The organism is Emticicia sp. BO119 (genome assembly GCF_013912375.1).
In the GTDB taxonomy this organism is placed as follows: domain Bacteria; phylum Bacteroidota; class Bacteroidia; order Cytophagales; family Spirosomataceae; genus Emticicia.
This window is the reverse complement of sequence record NZ_JACETV010000005.1, coordinates 1-20,031: the sequence shown is the minus strand read 5'-3', so window position 1 is coordinate 20,031 and position 20,031 is coordinate 1. Positions and strand designations below refer to the sequence as shown.

Annotated in this window: 8 protein-coding genes; 7 read left to right on the top strand and 1 reads right to left on the bottom strand. The window is 33.2% G+C overall.

Annotated features, from left to right (window positions below):
- Window positions 1-283: 283 nt before the first annotated feature.
- The 5 genes from H1R81_RS16430 to H1R81_RS16410 all read left to right on the top strand — a co-directional run bounded on the left by H1R81_RS16430 (window position 284) and on the right by H1R81_RS16410 (window position 11,450).
- Window positions 284-3,163: a PVC-type heme-binding CxxCH protein gene (locus H1R81_RS16430; RefSeq protein WP_181841842.1), complete on the top strand. Its 2,880-nt coding sequence runs from the start codon at window positions 284-286 to the stop codon at window positions 3,161-3,163.
- Window positions 3,164-3,183: 20 nt separating this feature from the next.
- On the top strand, window positions 3,184-4,350 hold the full coding sequence (locus H1R81_RS16425; RefSeq protein WP_181841841.1) for a VCBS repeat-containing protein: 1,167 nt from the start codon (window positions 3,184-3,186) through the stop codon (window positions 4,348-4,350).
- A gap of 190 nt (window positions 4,351-4,540) precedes the next feature.
- Window positions 4,541-5,230 carry a DUF1080 domain-containing protein gene (locus H1R81_RS16420; protein WP_181841840.1) on the top strand — a complete coding sequence of 230 codons (690 nt, stop codon included), beginning with the start codon at window positions 4,541-4,543 and terminating at the stop codon, window positions 5,228-5,230.
- 358 nt (window positions 5,231-5,588) lie between these two features.
- On the top strand, window positions 5,589-10,355 hold the full coding sequence (gene avs2 / locus H1R81_RS16415; RefSeq protein ID WP_181841839.1) for an AVAST type 2 anti-phage system protein Avs2: 4,767 nt from the start codon (window positions 5,589-5,591) through the stop codon (window positions 10,353-10,355).
- A 6-nt stretch (window positions 10,356-10,361) separates the two neighbouring features.
- Entirely contained in the window at window positions 10,362-11,450 is a 1,089-nt protein-coding gene (locus tag H1R81_RS16410) for a ComEC/Rec2 family competence protein (RefSeq protein WP_181841838.1), read from the top strand.
- 508 nt (window positions 11,451-11,958) lie between these two features.
- Here H1R81_RS16410 and H1R81_RS16405 read toward each other — a convergent pair.
- On the bottom strand, window positions 11,959-13,209 hold the full coding sequence (locus H1R81_RS16405) for an STAS-like domain-containing protein (RefSeq protein ID WP_181841837.1): 1,251 nt from the start codon (window positions 13,207-13,209) through the stop codon (window positions 11,959-11,961).
- Between the two features lie 297 nt (window positions 13,210-13,506).
- Here H1R81_RS16405 and H1R81_RS16400 point away from each other — a divergent pair, with 297 nt between their 5' ends.
- Together H1R81_RS16400 and H1R81_RS16395 are read left to right on the top strand one after the other, a co-directional pair.
- The gene (locus H1R81_RS16400; protein WP_181841836.1) at window positions 13,507-16,857 is read left to right on the top strand and encodes a helicase-related protein; all 3,351 of its coding nucleotides are present in this window, start codon (window positions 13,507-13,509) and stop codon (window positions 16,855-16,857) included.
- 118 nt (window positions 16,858-16,975) lie between these two features.
- A partial coding sequence (locus tag H1R81_RS16395; RefSeq protein WP_181841835.1) for an Eco57I restriction-modification methylase domain-containing protein occupies window positions 16,976-20,031 on the top strand: 3,056 nt, incomplete at its 3' end.

The window sequence follows — 20,031 nt, the reverse complement described above, 5'->3', positions numbered from 1 at the left end:
AAGATACTCATTCGGTGAACGGCGGAAAAGTGCTTTTAATATTAAGAAACTGTTTGAGTGAATCTTGTTGAACTAAAAAAGTTGCTTTTTGACCAATCCTGCGGTGAAAAAATCCTCATTTAGCTCTGCTAAACTCTGGTTTTTACACCTTGTCCTGGCACAAAAGTCATCCTTTTTTATTTTCAAAATTTAACTCAAACAGTTTCTAACTAATTCACTATTTTTCATTCTAAATTTATTCAACTCTATAATAAACCTATATTTAACTATTTTACCTTTAACTATGAAAAAATCCCATTTGCTCTTACCCTTACTGGTATTACTATTGGCTATACCACAGGTATTTGCCCAGCAGGATGCCGAAAAAGTAGATTTTGATTACCGATTAGACGCAAGTATGCTGGGCTACTTTGCCAAAAACGGAGCTCGCAACCCTACCCTCAAGGCGTCAAAAGGCAGTACAGTGCGCATCACAATTGTGAATACTGAACTAATGACGCATGATGTGGCCTTAGAAAAAATGGGTATTAAAAGTAAAGCGGTTAACGAAAAAGGGCAATCTGCCAGCATTACTTTTAAAGCCGAAAAAAGCGATACTTATTATTGTACTGTTCCTGGCCACAGGGCAGCAGGGATGGTAGGAAAGTTTGAGGTAGTAGACGGCCCGATTACCGAAGCCGTAGTGGCCGGAAAACTACCAACAAAAGATGGTCAACCGCTTAATCTGAACTTTGAAACAGGAACCCTCAAAGACTGGACAGCCACCGGTACGGCTTTTAACAATCCACTTTACAGCACAGACCCATCTCCTGTACACGAAAAAGAAATGAGTATTGGCTTTGAAGGCAAACACTTTTTAAGCAGTGGCGGTACAGCCAATTTCCAGCAGATAGGTACACTTACCTCAGTACCGTTTAAAGTAACGCAACCTTATGCGGCTTTCAGTGTATCTGGTGGAGCCTTGCAGGATACCCGTGTAGAAATTGTCCGGGCAGATACCAAAAAAGTGATTTTCCATTCAACAGGTCAGGGGCGGGCTACGCTGCAACCCGTAGTGGTTGACCTGAGAGCGCATCTGAACAAGAATATTTTTATTCGCATCATTGATAACGAAACCGGAATCTCTCAGATACCATATATTCCGAACGATAAATGGGCACATATAAACTTCGATAATTTCCTGTTTTATCCATCACGACCGGATTTTCCGAACGAATTAAAACAAAAAGATATTATCATTCTTCCCCCGCTTGACCCTGTGATTAATGCAGGACTTTCAGGTACCGAAGCTGCGAAGGCAATGACCTTGCAGAAAGGCTTCAAAATTAATCTGGCAGCATCTGAACCCGAAATTGTGCGCCCTATCTGTTTTACTATCGACTGGAAAGGTAGATTATGGGTTGTAGAAGGGCATACGTACCCTGTACCTGCGCCCGAAGGACAAGGGAGAGACCGTATTCTGATTTTTGAGGATACCAATGGTGATGGAACGCTTGACAGCAGAAAGGTTTTTATGGAAAACCTGAATCTGGTGAGTGGGATAGAGTTGGGTATGGGTGGCGTGTGGTTAGGTGCAGCCCCTTATTTTATGTATGTACCGCTTGATGCTGCCAACGACAAGCCTGCTGGTCCTCCGCAGATATTGTTAGATGGTTGGGGGACACACGATACGCATGAGGTGCTGAACAGTTTCCGTTGGGGACCCGATGGCTGGCTATATGGTACACATGGTGTATTTACCCATTCAAAAGTAGGTAAGCCGGGTACACCTGACGACCAGAGAGTGAAACTCAATGCCGGAGTTTGGAGATACCATCCTGTTACAAGAGAGTTTGAGGTATTTGCCGAAGGTTCGAGTAATCCATGGGGATTGGATTTTAATGATTACGGACACCCATTCATTACGGCTTGTGTGATTCCGCATATGTATCACATGGTTCAGGGTGGACGTTTCTTCCGTCAGGCAGGCAAGCACTTTAATCCTTATATTTATGATGATATTACCACCATTGCCGACCATCGCCACTGGTTAGGCGAGAGAGGCCCTCATGCAGGTAATTTCAGGTCTGGTGCGGCAGGCGGCGGACACGCCCATGCCGGAGCAATGTTATACCTGGGGGGTAGCTGGCCACAGGAATACCGGAATAAAATTTTCATGAACAATATCAATGGTGCCAGAATGAACGTGGATCAGTTGACAAGGGCAGGTTCAGGTTACGTGGCATCGCATAATAAAGATTTTGTGATTATGAACGATTCCTGGTCGCAATGGCTGAATTTCAAATATGATCCAAGTGGTTCGGTATTTGTCATTGACTGGTACGATAAAAACCAATGCCATAGCCCTAATCCTGATGTTCATAACAAAACCATGGGCCGTATCTTTAAAATTACCCACGAAAACGACAAATGGGTACAGGTTGATTTATCGAAAGCTACAGACATGGAACTAGTGAACTACCAGCTGCATAAAAATGAATGGTATGTCCGTCAGGCAAGAGCTATTTTGCAGGAGCGTGGCGCAAGTCAGCAGGTACATGAGGCTTTGAAAGAAATCCTGACTAAAAATCCCGATGTAACACGCAAGCTGAGAGCTTTGTGGACATTGCACGTGACGAAAGGACTAACCGAGAAAGATCTGGTAGCTTTGTTGGCAAATCCAAGTGAGTATATCAGAAGCTGGGCGATTCAGTTATTAGCAGAAGATAAAAGTGTTTCAACTGAAACGCTTAAACGCTTCGGTACAATGGCAAAAACAGATGCTTCGGCATTGGTAAGATTATACTTGTCGTCGGCCATGCAACGCATAGAACCGAGCCAGCGATGGGAAGTAGTAGAGGCCTTATCGCAGAAAGTAGCAGACAAAGCTGACCATAACCTGCCTCAGATGGTATGGTATGCGGCTGAACCATTAGCTACGCTTGATGCGAAGCGTTTTGTACAGATAGCAGAAAAAGCCAGATTGCCTAAATTCCTGTCATATGCCATTCAGCGAACAGGCGCATTAAACACTTCTGAAGCTAAAGGGATTTTAAAGGATTTAGACGTACGCTTAGGCAAAGTTCCAACCAAAGAGAATCAGGATAATCAGGCACTCATTGCTAAAATATTAGCCCCTCCTGCACCAGTACAAGATGCACATGCCGGACACGGAAGCCATTAAATCGAAAAAATCGAATTCATATGAAAACAAATATAAAATTAGCAACTATATTATTAAGTTGTCTTTGCCTCGAATCTGCTTTGGCACAAACCTCTCCCGGCTGGAAGAAAACTACTATTACCAGAGATTTTATTTCTGAAGGCGTAGCAGTAGCTGATCTGAACAAAGACGGCAGGATGGATATTGTGGCAGGCTATTACTGGTTTGAAGCTCCTAACTGGACACGCCATGAAATGGCTCCCTCTCGTACCTTTGAACCTCGTAAAGAATACAGCGAATCGTTTCTGAATCTGGGTATGGATGTAAATTTAGACGGCTGGGACGATGTAGTGATTATTGATTTTCCGGGCAAAGTGGGTTTCTGGTTTGAAAACCCTAAGAATAAACCAGGCCAGTGGGCTAAGCATATTATTGATGACTCAGTAGGAATATCCAACGAGTCACCGGGTTTTATTGATATAGATGGCGATGGCCGTCTGGACATTCTTTGCGGTGATAAAAACAAAAAACAGATTGTATGGCTGCAAGCACCGACCAAAAAGGGAGAAACTGCATGGAAACGCCATAACCTTACGAAAGAAAATGTGGCTGGTACAGAGATATTTTCGCATGGCATAGGCTTTGGAGATATTGATAAAGATGGTATCAAAGATGTGGTAGTGCGTGAAGGTTGGTATAAGGGAACAAAGGATAAGAGTGCAGGGAATTGGGAGTTTCATCCGGCAAATTTAGGCGAACCTTGCTCGCACATGCAGATATTAGATGTGAATGGCGATGGCAAAAATGATGTGGTGAGTGCTTCAGCACATGCATTGGGTATCTGGTTTCATGAACAAATAGAAAAAGATGGCAAAATAGATTTCGTAACGCATACCATGAGCAAGACTACAGCACAGACTCACTCTTCAATCATGGCTGATTTGAATGGTGACGGCAAGAAAGAATACATTACCGGAAAAAGATTCTTAGCCCACCACGGCCGTGACCCGGGCGATGCGGATGCAGCCTATCTTCTATATTTTGAGTTTACACCCGGTAAAACACCTTACTATACAGAACACGTAATAGACAACGATTCAGGAGCAGGTTTGAACATCGTAGCCCAAGACATCAACAAAGACAAAAAAGTTGATATTGTGATAGCAAATAAGAACGGGGTGTTTTTGTTTGAGAACCTTAAGAAATAATTTAGTCTTGAACTATGATTTACCTGATTGAATTGATTACCCTGATTGTAATTACGCTATTTGATTTTTCAATACTATTCAATCAGTAGATCATAGTAATCCATTGATAATGAGTATTATTCAGCTCAATCATATTAATCAGGTAAATCATAGTTCAAGACTATCACCTAATCACTATATTAATACCAAAATGAAAAAAATCTTACTTATACTATTGACAACCTGCTATGCCATAGCATCCTCAGCACAAACACCCGGTAAATGGATTACTCTGTTTGATGGCAAGAGTGCCGATGGTTTGAGAGGCTACAAGATGGATAAATTCCCTGATGGCATCTGGGTTATTAAAGACGGTAGTCTGCAAACTATTCCAAAGACCAAAAATGTGGATTTAGTAACCAAAGAACAGTTTGGCAATTTTGAATTGGAGTATGAATGGGCAGTTGATACTGCTGCTAATTCGGGTATATTTTTTCATTTGCAGGAAGATAAGGCGATGGTGTCCAATAACGGCAATAGCCCCAACTGGTTGGATAATTTTGAGATTCAGATATTGGATGATAAATATTTCAATGATACGGCCGCTGTACGTTCGGCAGGTTCATTGTATGATTTAATCAGACCTATGAACAAAAAACTCATGCCCATCGGACAATTCAATAAAGCCCGATTGATACAAAAAGATGGCCATGTAGAACATTGGTTGAATGGAGCTAAAGTATTAGATTTTGAAATCGGTAGTCAGGCGGTAAAAGAACTTATTATCAGAAGTAAATACAGCAAGAACCCACGTTTTCAGGCTTATAAGGAAGGGCATATTATGTTGCAGCATCATGGGCAACGAGTTTATTTTAAGAATGTGAGGGTGAGGCGGATATAGTACATCATTACTTGGAAATTTGAATTGTTATTCTAACCCAAAAGAGACAGACAAAATATGTTTCTTTTGGGTATGGTGTTGTAAATTACTTTCCAATACAAAAAGTAATGTGTATTAATTATCAATGAATTATATATTTAAGGTACAAATGAGATACAAATCTTTCTTTTCAGTGTATTAATTTCTGCAAATCTAAAACAAGGTGGTTTTTTCCTTTGACGCTGCACGGAACATTTTTAAATTATCTCAAGAGAAGTTTATTAAATTCTTAATAAAGTAATTTTCATTTTTAGAACTAATTAACATTTTTGTTTTTTACTTTACGGAATGAATGATGGGATTTTTAAATTTGCTCTATATGACATTGAATAATGACAAAAAAGTATCTGAATTTACAGTTAGACTTACAATTACACAAGATGCCCATAAACCTACTACAATAGGCACTGGAGTACTATGTTATCAAAAAAACTTTGGTGACAATGTCTATATTATTACAGCCTCACATTGTCTCTTCAGTGATGGTGATAATTTTCAAAGTATCTTATCAGAAATAAATGTAGATATATATGAAACTCATACTAAGTCCTACAAAACAATAACAGTTAATATACAGGAAACTCTCCTTTTTAAGGACAAAGACAATGATCTAGGTATTATACTTTTGAATAAGAATGAAGTCTTAAAGATTATTGGAGATATTCCGACAATTCAATTAACAAAAGAGCGCCTTAATTTTATTGATTTTGTTGTTAAAGGATTTCCAAAAGCAACTGCTGGCAAAGAATTAGCGGCAATTAATCCTACTTGGCTGCAAAATATGACGGGAGTAAATAAATTCCAACTCAAATTAAATGACGATTATACGGATTGGGCAACTGAAGGGTTTTCTGGGAGTGGGATATTCTTGATTGCTAATAGGGAAGTCTACTTATATGGAATTTTTACAAGGTTTAGATCAGAAGATAAGGGTCGTGTTATATACTGTCAATTTTTAGATAGTCTAAATGAATTATTAGATAAGAATTACCTACCTAAATTACAGTTTTCATATTTAGGAGAGTATGGGTTTACGGAAACTTTTTTTAAAAATCATATTGAAAAATCAATTCAGGGTTTAGGTACAAGGTATAGTGAAGAATTAAATTTCAAATTACCAATTGCACAGAGATTTGATGATGTTGCTAGAAATGATTATTTTAGACAAAGGCTTATTAAAATAATCGATCAATGGTTAACTGAAGATTCTTGGAAACGATTTAAAAAAAACGTTGAAATCAGTAATATTGAGAAGAAGCTAAGTGACTTATATAGTAAAGTTGAAAATTGGCTATTAAATTTAGATTTTGCCCCAGATAAGGAAATTAATTTTCAATGGCTATTTGATGAAATAGAAATATTAAAAAACATTATCGAGGAAAAAATTGATTCTTTATATTCTAAAAGAAGAGAAGAAGAGATAAAAGATAAAGATATAGAAAAAGATCACTCTTATAGACCCCCTTTCGAAGATGAAATTGCAAGGCTAAGAGAAATTAGAATTAGAAATAACAATTTTACAAGTAACTTTTTTGAAAATATTAATATAAAGTTAACTAATAGTCCTTTAATGGTTATAAAAGGTGAAGCGGGTAGTGGTAAGTCTCATCTATTAGGAGATATTGCTAATAAAAGAATAGAGAACAACTTACCTACTGTTTTGTTACTTGGTCAATACTTTAATGGTAGAAATACAATTGAAAAACATATTCTTGATATTCTTGATTTAAAATGCACATTTGAAGAATTTCTGCTTACGTGTAATAATATTGCGAAACAAGTAAGTTCGCGCTTTTTAATTTTGATAGATGCAATCAATGAAAGCAATAATGCTCAATTTTGGAGTGCTCAGTTAGCCGGTTTTATAAATCAAATTGGAAAGTTTCCATTTATTGGTTTAGTATTAACTATTAGAGATACTTACTTTGAAGATATTATTCCTGAGCATTTAAGGAATGGCGGGAATATCACATTTTTAACCCATGAAGGTTTTAAAGGTAATGAGTATGAGGCACTTCGATTATTTTGCGATGTATATCAACTAGAGCAACCAAAATTTCCCATACTTGCTCCAGAATTCACTAATCCTCTATTTTTAAAACTACTGTGTGAGGGCATTAGTAATTCTAAAGAAAAAAGTTTCCCAAGCGGATTTCAAGGAATAAATAAAATTTTTGATTATTACATAGAATCATTAAATAGAGTTTTTCAAGCAAAAGCGGATTATAAGCTAAGAAAAGAATTAGTTAGAACTGTAATACAAAAAATAGCTAATTACTATTTTCAGAGCAATACAAGGTACTTAACAATTGAAAAGGCATTAGGATTTTTTGAAGAAAACTTTTCTGGATTTCCCTCATTATTGCTTGATTTAATTCAAGAGGGAGTCTTTACAAAAGGATTGATAAAGAATTATAATTCCAGTATAAATGAAGAAGTAATATATTTTACTTATGAAAGGTTTGGAGATTTTTATATAGCATCAGAACTATTAAAGAGGTATCAAACAAATATCGAAATATTAGCTGCTTGTCAAAAGAACAATGAATTAGGGAAGCTTTTGATAGATTATAAAAATAATGGTATCATTCAAGCAATGGCAGTGATTTTACCTGAAAATTATCAACTAGAAATATTCGAAGTATTTGAGTGGATATTTAAAAAAGATAATAGGGGAGACGTTGAGCATTTTTATATGGATTCTCACTTCTTAAATTATTCTTTATTAGATAGCCTTAAATGGAGGGCAATACAAAGTATAGATAACAAAAAAATTACTAAATGGTTAAGGAGTAAATATTGTGAAATAAATGAAGATAATTGGCTGTATAAACTTCTTGAACTAACAACTATAGAGAACCATCCTTTCAATAGTGATAGACTTTTTAAAATACTAAATCAATACACAATGCCGAAAAGAGATGGATTTTGGCTGGAACATGTAAGACAATTTAGTAGACATAATGACAATAACCAAGCATATCCAATTCAGAGGCTAATTGATTGGGCTTGGTCTTTCAATATTTCTTCTCAAACTACATCTGAGATTGCGAGATTAACGGGACAGACTTTAGCTTGGATACTTTCAGCAACAGATAAAGTATTAAGAGACCAAACAACGAAAGCAATGGTTAATCTTTTAGAGCAACATCCTAAAGCCTTAATAAGCATTCTGGATAAGTTCAAAAATATTGATGATATGTATATATTAGAACGTTTATATGCTGTTGCATATGGTTGTACTTTAAGAACAGAACAAGATACTTCAATTCAGGAAATTGCACAATTTACATATGATAATATATTCAAAAATGGCAACCCTCCTACACATATTTTGCTAAGAGATTATGCTCGAAATATTATAGAGTATGCAATCTATAAAAAGATTGATATTAAAAATCTCAATAAAAAATTAATAACGCCTCCTTATAAAAGTACATTCCCTTTACTCCCAACGAAACAAGACATAGACAAATATCATTTAGATCATGAAAGTGAAGTTTATAAAAAAAACAAATATGGCAGATTATATAATTATGTACATTTTTCAGTAGTAGAATGGGATTTTGGTAAAAAGGTAATTGAACCTGTTATGGATTATTTTTCTCCTATAAGCTTTGATTTTAATAGGCTTTATAAAGATTGGTTAAAAAGACTAACACAAAAACAGAAAAAAATTATCAAAGACACCATAACTTCATATATTAATAGAGAGACCTTTATAAATTTAAAACAAAAATATAATAATCCGTTTAAGAAACCAGAATTGAATGAACTTTTCTCAGAAAGTATAAATGAAATTATTGATTATTATGAAAGTCAAATAAATCAGCAATTCAGCAATGAGGATAAAGATTTTATCCAAACTGAAATAATTCCACATTTTATTTTAGAGTATAAACTAAGTATATCACATGCACGAGAGTATGTACTTCCTTCTTCGTCTATAAAAAATTGGATTGTACAGCGTGTGTTTGAATTGGGATATGATGTGAAAGAACATGGTCATTATGATTCTTTGTATTCAAACTTTTCTAATATAGAATATAATAACAATGTAGAAAGAATTAGTAAAAAATATCAATGGATAGCCTATTATGAGATTTTAGCTTTTTTGACAGACCATTATAAAATTAGAAATTTTTGGAGAAATAGAGATAAATATCATTATTATAAAGGTACATGGGAAATGTTTTTAAGAGATATTGATCCTGCATATATTACAAAAAATATACAGGAAGACGACGAGAATGATATAATTTCTTCTTCAAATATAAAAAACTGGTATGCTGAACAGGAATATTCATATTGGAATGGCGAAATATCTAATTCTGAATGGGTAAATAATGTTAATGATTTACCTAATCCAAAAGATTTTATTATTAAACACGATGAAAAAGATAGAGTTTGGGTAAGTTTAAAGAAACAAAAAACTTGGCATCAACCGAAACCATTAGGTAAAGACAAATATAATTCTTATAAGCAAATATATTATTCTTTGAATTCATATATAGTGAAAAAAAAAGATAAGGTTAAAGTTATAAAATATCTTCAGAACAAGAATCTTTGGCATAGTAATATACCTACGAATGACCATGACATTAGTCGAATAATAGACAGGGAAAAATTTTGGGCACCTGCATATTTAGATGAGGAAAAAGAGGTTATGTGGCAAAAAATTTCAGGGACAGATTATAAACTGATTATAGCAACTACAAATGCAAAAGGGAGTATGGAAAAAGATAACTCTGGAGCTAATCAAAACTATAATATTCCATCTAAGATATTATTTGAAGGGTTGAAACTCCAATATGCACCATTAGATGGAAGCTTTAAAGATGAGACAGGTGAAATAATTGTTAAAGCCACTGCTTCAAAAGGGCTAATGATAGCGCAAGATAAATTATTCCAATATTTAGAAGTAAATAATTTAGATATTATTTGGACTATCTCAGGTGAAAAAATAATTAAAGAAAAAATGAATGAAGGACATAGAGATCAATTTCATTCAAGACAACCATGTGGAGTTTTTTATTTTGAAAAAGGAGAATTTAAAGGAGAATTAAAAACATTTAAACGTATATAAGTTAAGATGGAAATTTCATTTTATCAAGCTGAATGTGGTGATGCAGCAAAAATTAGTTTTAAAGGTAATGATGGGTTAAATCATCATATTATGATTGATGCTGGTTATGAAAGAACTTTCAGACATATATTAGTAGATGAAATAAAAAAGATAATTGGAAAGAAAGAGAATATTGATTTATGGGTCATTTCTCATATTCACGATGACCATATTGGTGGTATAATAAAATATTTAGATGCAATCAAGAGTGGTGAGGTAAGAGATATTGTAAAAAACTGGTATTATAACCTACCACGTAGTTACAATCATCCCTCATCAGGGATGCTTAGTGAAATTGTAAGTTCTGCCAAGAGTATAGATCAAGGAGACAAACTATATTATTACCTTAAATCACAATCTAAATTGTCTAGTCTTGATATTTCTTCCGAATCAGATGAGCAAAATTTATTTGGTATGAGAATCCAAATATTATCACCATCTTCTGAAAAATTAACTAGCCTTAGAAAAAAATACAGTGATCATAAATTTATGGCATTAGAACGTTCTGAATTAGATTCTATAAGTGAAGCAAAGAAGGCCAAAAATTATGATTACTCAACCAAGTTAGATGATTTTGATTTTTCTTTTTGGGAGGAAGACGATTCAGAAGAAAATGGAAGTAGTATTTCAATTTTAACAGAGTTAAATGGTAAACGAATTTTATGGTTAGCCGATAGCCATCCATCTGATGTTATTAAATCTCTAAAGGCTCAAGGCTATTCTATTGGTAATAAATTAAAATGTGATTGGGTAAAAGTGGCGCATCATGGGAGTAAAGGGAATAATAGTAATGACCTTTATGATATTATAGAATGTAGTAATTATTTGATGAGCGTAAATGGAGAAAACAAGCATTATTTACCAACCAAAGAAGCAATGGCAAGAATCATCCTTAATAAGAATAGAGATATAGGGACAAAATATTCCTTCTATTTCACTTATGATAACCCTACTTTAAGAAGCATTTTTGATGTAGATGGAAAGGATATTTTTGATAAATATAATTTTGAAATACATTATCTGAAAAATGAGAAATTACTATCTGTAAATTTATAGTCCCTAAATGTTTATAAAATTAAGGTTCATTTTAATTTATATTCAATTTACTAATAAATAAACATGTATCCTCTAAGGTTGAATTATAATCTTTTATTCTAGCTAGCTTCCAATTCTAATAAACAAAGATTCAAATTACTTTTTAAGCAAAATACATTATGTATTTAAGATTTGGCTTTTATAGGTTAGGTCTCTCTTTTGCTATTCTTAAAAGATTCAGAATATTAACTTCTATAAATGTTCATCCTTTAGGTTTGAATCAATGTAAATTCATTCTATAATAAAAGTAAAAACCTGATTACAGAGTTACCATCTAATTAGGTTTTTACTTGCTTGAATATTGAAAGTTTTTTCAATAAGTTAAAAATAACTTATAAAGTCTTACAAAAAAATGCCCCACTCGGACAATGAGTGAGGGCTTATGAATTTTTTCTTTTAGAAAATTAATTTCTATTATATATGCAAATATAATAACGTTTTGATTATTGCAAGCATTTATCAAAAACAATTATTTATTTAGTGATTGTGCCATTCGTTGGCTTACTGATCTTTGAACAATGTTTTGAACAGTTGAGTTCATATTTCTAAGTCTAATTATATTATTAAATCCGTAAAACCCAAGTTCAATAAGCAATTTTCCTATTACTTCATCGGCAAAAGATGATGTAATTAATACTATTTCATCAAAATCAAGAACTATAACCTTTTTTGTTTCTTTGATAATATTTAAAATATCGTTTCTTGTTCTTAAACCTGACGGTCGTGTCCCAGAACCTGTTACCCTTTCGTTAATTTTGTAGTGTATTTGGTTATATTCATTTTCCAAACTTTCCAATAGAATGTTTTGTATTTCATAATTTTTTTCTCCAAACTTCAGAGCATCAGAAATAGATATTTTGTTTCCGTAATCTAGTTGAAAATCAATAGTAGTGCAGCCTACTTCTCTAGAAATAGTAGGAACATTTTTAAAACTCTTTGCAATATCCTTTTTTAAAATGTAAGCTGCTGAATTAGAAGTTATGGATAGTCTCCCCTCATTGAATTTTACTATTTGATGTAGTCCAAATATTCCATTCCCCTGAAAATTTTTCTTGTCTCTTGAGACTCCTTCTTTTACAGACAATGTTATAGCATCCAATGGGTGCCTTGGGGCATAAGTAGAATCCTTTAAAGAATTGTAAATACCTTGCCCATAATCAAAAACGGTAAAAGCTATATGCTTTTTAGATTTATGAATTTGCCCCATAATGAATCCTATACTTTGACTTGAATGATTCAAAACATTATCCATTATTTCATTTACACACCATTCAATACCAACTAATACACCCTCTTCGAATATATCACTGCGTCTAAGTTCTTCAAGAAACGAATTTACCAGCCAAAATACGGATTCATGATTAGAGAATTTCCAAATTTTATTTAACGTATTCTTTAGCTTTAATTGTGATCCATCTTGTGGTTCAATAGGGTCAAAGAATTGTGTAGAACTAATTATATTATCACTATTGTCAATATAGCTAAAGACTACACCTGTATTTTTATAGTACTGTATCAGTCCAGAAATAGGGACGCTTGCATTTGGAAATATAGGATGGATTTTTGAAAAGTCTAAGATAAAATCTCTATATCCAGCATTAATACCTTTTTTTATATTTTCAATAAAAGAATTTACAACTACTGGATGGTCAAGTGTATCAAAAATAACTTTGTTGTCTTCTCTATTCGTACCAGTCCTTTTACTTGTTTTTGTTTCCATTTTCAAAATTATTCTCTACTAAATTTATCTCTTTATTTATCTTAAATTAATCTATAAAGTAACACTTTACCAATAAGTGGATTTGATTTTATAGTAGATACAGCTTTCCATAACTACTGTTAAGGTTATATTTAGAATTTCTTTATTTTCAACTTCTTGGATTTACTCTCGCTATCTGCTAATATCAAATATCTGAATATTTTTTATTCTTTTTACTTTGCTATAATATTATCCTAATTTTTACTGCTTTAATATTCTTCATTATATTTACACGGAACAACTGACCCATACCTATTTATGCAATCGACTAAATTTTTTACTAACGATACTCAAAACACCCTACTCCAAAAAATTGAGGGAATTTTCAATCATCGTAATATACATTTTTTTGATGCATTGGTAGGGTATTTTCGAGCTACTGGCTATTTCCGAATACGCCCTTTTATTGAGAAAGCAAAGGAAATTAGAATCTTGGTCGGTATAAACGTTGATAAACTAATTTATGAAGCACAGAAGCAGGGTATTTTATTTGAGGTAGATGTTTTAAAATCACAAGAAGATTTTGTAAAAAGCTTAAAAGAAAATATTCAAAAAGCTGCTTATAAAAAAGAAATAGAAGATGGAATGTTGCAACTAATTGAAGACTTACTAACAGGTAAAGTACAGATTAAAGTCCATCCAAAACAAAATATACATGCTAAAATTTATATTTTTCGAGAACAGACAAAACACTCTCATGGATATGGTGCAGTAATAACTGGTTCTAGTAATTTAACAGAGGCGGGATTAGAGAGGAATTTTGAATTTAATGTTGAATTGCGGGAAGATGCTGATATTGATTTTGCTACTGATACCTTTGAGAAGCTTTGGACGGAGGGGATTGCAATAAGTGAAGAGTTTATAGAAACAATAAAAAAAGAAACCTATTTAAATAATTCATTCACTCCATTCGAAGTATATATAAAGTTTTTAATAGAGTATTATGGCAAAAGTGTAGATTTTGACCCAAGTTCTGTTACTGACTTACCAAAGGGTTTCAAAAGATTGTCTTATCAGGTCGATGCAGTCAATGATGGATATAACAAAATGATGAAACATGGTGGATTCTTTTTGTCTGATGTCGTTGGGTTAGGAAAAACAATTGTTGCTACCCTAATTGCTAAGAAGTTTTTCTATTTTAATGGATTTCCAAGCTATGTATCCCGTACGCTTATCATTGTTCCACCGGCCTTAAAAAGCAACTGGGAAGAAACACTTGAAAAGTTTCAATTTATCAATTACGATATAATAACAAATGGAAGTCTTCATAGAGTAATTAATCTTGAAAAATACGACTTAGTGATTGTAGATGAAGCGCATAAATTTAGATCTGATGCTGCTGAAATGTATAATTATTTACAAAAAATATGTAAATCACCAACCAGAAAGACCAATCCCGATGGAAATTTAATGAGTAAAAAAGTAATTTTGGTTTCTGCAACACCACTTAATAACCGACCTGAAGACATTGCTAATTTAGTCTATTTATTTCAGGACAGTAAAGATTCTAGTCTTGAGGTAAGTAATCTGCAAAATTTTTTCCGCCGTAAGATTGACGAATATAGAAAGCTAAAATTAGAAACAGATATTAAGAAAGTCCAACAGAGTGTTAAACAACTATATGAGGAAATACGTGAAAAGGTTATAAAACCCTTGATGGTAAGAAGAACTCGGACAGACTTAAATATTCATGACCAATATAGTAAAGACCTTATTGAGCAAGGAATAAAATTCCCAGATATTCAAAAACCTGAAAAGATATTTTATCAACTTCATCCTAGGCTAGAGGAGCTATATGATTATACAATTACGTGTTTGAGTGGATTAAAATTTGAAATTGAACCAATAGATGGTAGTGAATCATTTATGGAAACACCTCCACCTCCTAAGATTCTTACTGTGACTTCTCCAAACGCTCTTACGTATAGCCGCTATCGAGCCATTTCTTTCTTAAAACCTCATAAAAAAGCTAAATATAAAAAAGCTGATATAATTTCCGGCCAGTTAGCTATGATTATGAAAACGCTTTTAGTAAAGCGGATTGATAGCAGTTTCTTCGCATTTAAGCAATCAATTAAGCGTTTCCTTGAGGCAAATGTAGCAATGATTAAAATGTTTGAGAAGGGAAAGATCTTTATTGCGCCAAACTTGCCTATTAATGACTATATAAACTCAGATAGAGAGGATGAACTTTTAGAGCTAATTTTAGAGAAACAAATAGAAGACCCAAGTATTGAAATCTGTGAACCAGATGATTTTGAAAAGAATTTCATAGATTCTCTAAAACATGATACTCAAATCCTTACAGAATTAAATGAACGTTGGAAAGCAGTTGAAGAAGACCCCAAACTGGATGTATTCTTAGATTATATACAAAATCGCTTGTTTGATTCTTTAGTTAATCCAGAAAACAAATTAGTAGTATTCTCTGAAAGTAAAGAAACAACCAAGTACTTAGAGGAAAACTTAAAAAATCGTACTCAGCACAGAATTTTGAGTGTGGATAGTGCATCCAGAACCGATAAAATGCCAACCATTAGGGCTAACTTTGATGCTAACTTTACTAATAGAAAAGAGGATTTTGACATAGTTATTTCAACTGAGGTTCTTGCAGAAGGGGTAAATCTTCATCGCTCTAATATTATTGTCAACTATGATACGCCTTGGAACTCAACAAGGTTAATGCAGCGCATAGGACGTGTTAATCGTATTGGTTCTAGAGCTGAAAAAGTTTATGTTTTTAATTTCTTTCCTACTGCTAAAGTTGATAGAGACATCGATTTGCAGAAAAAAGCTATTATGAAATTGCAGGCTTTTCATGCTGCCTTAGGTGAAGATAGTCAAATTTATAGCCCTGATGAAGAAATTGAAACTTTTGGTCTTTTTGATAAAGACCCTGATGAGGAAAGAGACGAGTCTTTAGTGTTTTTAATGTTTTTACGTAAATTTAGAGAAGAAAATCTTGAAGATTTTAAGCGTATTAAAAATATGCCTCTCCGTGCGAGAGTAGGGCGTAAAGATAAGACACGTAAAGAAAGTACAATTACTTTTATTCGTACTCAGAAACGAGACGCTTTCTATTATATTAAATCAGATAATTCTTTTGAAGAACTTACATTCTTAGAAACTGCAAAAGTTTTTAAATGCGAGTTAAATGAAAGAAGCATCCCTCTACATAACCTACATCATGAGCAAATTGAAAAGGTAGTAGCTGTATTTGCTCACAAAATCAATGAAGAAAAAGCTAAAGACAAGAAAGTAAGTATTACTGCAGGGCCTAATGAAAAAAAAGCTCTTGAGTTTCTTGAAGGATTTTTATCATTGCCATTTATTAGTAATGAAGAAAAAGAGTTAATAAATTTAGCAAAAAAGGCTATTTCTAAAGGTCGCTTCCAGAATTTACAACGTGATATTAACAAGCTCAAAAAAAATATAAGTAGTATTAAATTAAAACCTGCCATAATTCTGGAAAAACTGATAGTAATATTAAAATCATATCCGCTTAAACAAGAAGCACTTGAAACTGTACAATTAGAAACTGAATTAATTAGCATTCCAACAAATCAAGAACCAGAAATCATTATTTCAGAAAGCTTTAATATAATATAAAGTAAATCAAGAAAAGATTTATAAGTTTGTTAATTACGATTTTGAAGCAACGCTCTGATAATTGAACTTTTGTTGAATTACCTTTTATATTTTTTAAAAGTAAAACAAGACTAAAAAAATGACCTATCCTGAACAAAAAAACCTTTTACAACAACCCTATTCTCTCAATAACTTTAAACAAGTTCTTGACGATATTTTTCCTCAAAGTAACAAGTATTTTGAAACACATCAGCAACTTTTTAAAGACTATGGTAGAGTTGTAGAAGGTTTCCAATTTGGAAATATCATGTTGTCCGATGGTAAAAGTATTGCTTTATTTGATGTTAATGTCACAGATAATACCAATATCATAAAGAATAGAAAAGGTCTTCGGGATATTGCAGTTAAGTATATTGATAACGGTATTGTCAATAGTGCATTAGTGGCGTTTCATAGTTCTAATAAGTCCGACTATCGTCTTTCTTTTATAGCCAGACAATCAAACTTTACAGAGGATGGAGATTTTGTAGTCAACGAGACCGCTCCTAAAAGATATACCTTTATTTTAGGGCCAAATGAGTCCTGTACAACTGCTGCAAAACGTTTAACCGAATTAAAGGAAAAGGTAGCCACTGATGGATTAAAGGCGCTAATTGAAGCCTTTTCAGTTGAAAAGCTGAATAAAGACTTTTTTAAAGGTTATAAGGAGCATTATGAAAGATTTTGCAGGTTCCTAAATGTACAACCCGATTATAGAAGCATTTTAATCGATTCTGAACAAAGCACTCAAGATAAGGCCGAAAAACCTATACGAGATTTTGCAAAAAAGCTACTTGGGAGGATTGTTTTCTTATATTTTTTGCAGAAAAAAGGTTGGATGGGGGTACCTGTTACCGAAAATGGGTGGGCTAATGGTAATCTTAACTTTGTCAAAAAATTTCATCAAAGTTTTTTGGATAAGTCTAAATTTTATTCAGTAGGGTTAGTGAATTTATTTTTTAAGACTTTAAATCATGAAAGGAAAGATGATATTTTTGAGCTTACAGATACGAAAATTCCATATCTAAATGGTGGGCTCTTTGATAATGACCAACCAGAAACTAATCACTTCGATTTTCCTGAAAATTATTTCTCGGAGCTATTTGATTTCTTTGAACAATACAATTTTACTATTGATGAAAATGACCCAGATGATGCTAATGTAGGTATTGACCCAGAAATGTTAGGCCATATATTTGAAAATTTACTTGAAGAAAACAAAGATAAAGGTGCATTTTATACTCCTAAGGCAATAGTGCAATATCTATGTCAGGAAAGTCTAATACAATATTTACAAACCCATTTGGGGGAAGAATCTATTGAAGAAATAGCTAGATTAGTACGTTATAATGAACGAGGTAATATTAAAGGCTTTATAGTAAAAAACGCTCGAAAAATAGAAGAGCTACTTGATAATGTAAAGGTTTGTGACCCGGCTATTGGCTCAGGAGCTTTTCCGGTAGCAATGCTCAATGAAATATTTAAAACCAAGCTAACACTTGACCTTACACTTGATCCAGCAGAAGTAAAGCGCCATATTATACAAAATAGCATCTATGGAGTAGATATTGACAAAGGTGCAGTAGATATAGCTCGACTTAGATTTTGGTTAGCTCTTGTGGTAGAAGAAGATGTCCCTAGCCCTCTTCCTAACCTTGATTATAAAATTATGCAGGGAAATAGCCTTTTAGAAAGTTTTGAAGGGATTGATCTAAGAACAATACATCAGCAAAAAGCACAATTATTTGAACCTCAGCTTGACCTATTTGGAAATATTGTTGATTCACAAATAACCATTTTTCATACTGACCAAACTGAAAATATTCAAAGTTTACTAGAAGAGTATTTTCACATAGAGAATCTAGATAAGAAACGTAGTCTTCGTAAAAGAATTACAGAAGCAGTACATAATCATATCGAATATAATATAGAGCTAAGAGAGAAACAGTTAGAAAGAAGGATATCCGAAGCTGGCAAACCTGCAAATATGAACACTAAAACTCGGAAGGACTATGATAAACTCTTAACTGACCTGCAAAAACTGAAGAATAGTCGCCAGCAGCTTCATACTTTACAAGACCGCACTGAACGCCCGTATTTTTTATGGCGTTTGTTCTTTAAAGATATTTTTGATAAAGGAGGTTTTGATATTGTTATTGGAAATCCACCATATATACAATTGCAAAATGACGGAGGTTATTTAGCAAAACAATTCGAAAATGAAGAATTTGAAACTTTTGAGCGTACCGGAGATATTTATTCTTTATTTTATGAGCTTGGCTATAATATCTTAAAACCTAATGGATGCCTTGCTTTTATTACTTCTAATAAATGGATGAGAGCAGGCTATGGAGAATCCTTGAGAGGTTTTTTTGCTCACAAAACAGACCCTATTATATTAATAGATTTTGCAGGACAGAAAATTTTTGAGAATGCAACAGTTGAAACAAATATTTTAATTTTTTTAAGAAGACCCAACACTGGAAATACAAAAACATGCACTATAAAGAAGAAAAAGAGTGGACATATAAATGATTTCTTTGAACAAAATAAAACGATTAATAGGTTTCATTCTAGTGATAGCTGGGTGATACTTAACCCAATAGAACAACGAATAAAAGCAAAAATAGAAAAAATTGGGACACCGCTAAAAGACTGGGATATTCAAATAAATTATGGTATAAAAACAGGCTTTAACGAAGCTTTCATTATTGACGGAAAAAAACGAGAAGAGTTAATAAAATTAGACCCAAAATCTGACGAAATTATACGCCCCATTCTTCGCGGCAGAGATATTAAAAAATATGGAAACGAATTCGCAGATTTATGGCTTTTATTTATCCCTTGGCACTTTCCACTTCACTTTAATACTAAGATTTCGGGGGCTTCGGAGGTAGCAGAAAAGGAATTTGAAAAACAATATCCGGCGATTTACAAGCATCTATTATCATTTAAAAAGCAATTATCTGCTAGAAATAAGGATGAAACAGGGATAAGATATGAATGGTATGCCTTACAACGTTGGGGAGCCAATTATTGGGACGATTTTTCTAAACAGAAAATCATATGGGGAGAGATATCCGATAAAACTAAATTTTCAATTGATTTAGATGGAAAATATCTCAATGAAGCTACAACTTTTTTAATGGTTGGAGA

Excerpts from the sequence above, each read along its gene's own strand:
- avs2 (WP_181841839.1), top strand. The coding sequence starts at position 5,589 with ATGACATTGAATAATGACAAAAAAGTATCTGAATTTACAGTTAGACTT.
- H1R81_RS16400 (WP_181841836.1), top strand. The coding sequence starts at position 13,507 with ATGCAATCGACTAAATTTTTTACTAACGATACTCAAAACACCCTACTC.
- H1R81_RS16420 (WP_181841840.1), top strand. The coding sequence starts at position 4,541 with ATGAAAAAAATCTTACTTATACTATTGACAACCTGCTATGCCATAGCA.
- H1R81_RS16410 (WP_181841838.1), top strand. The coding sequence starts at position 10,362 with ATGGAAATTTCATTTTATCAAGCTGAATGTGGTGATGCAGCAAAAATT.
- H1R81_RS16430 (WP_181841842.1), top strand. The coding sequence starts at position 284 with ATGAAAAAATCCCATTTGCTCTTACCCTTACTGGTATTACTATTGGCT.
- H1R81_RS16425 (WP_181841841.1), top strand. The coding sequence starts at position 3,184 with ATGAAAACAAATATAAAATTAGCAACTATATTATTAAGTTGTCTTTGC.
- H1R81_RS16405 (WP_181841837.1), bottom strand. The coding sequence starts at position 13,209 with ATGGAAACAAAAACAAGTAAAAGGACTGGTACGAATAGAGAAGACAAC.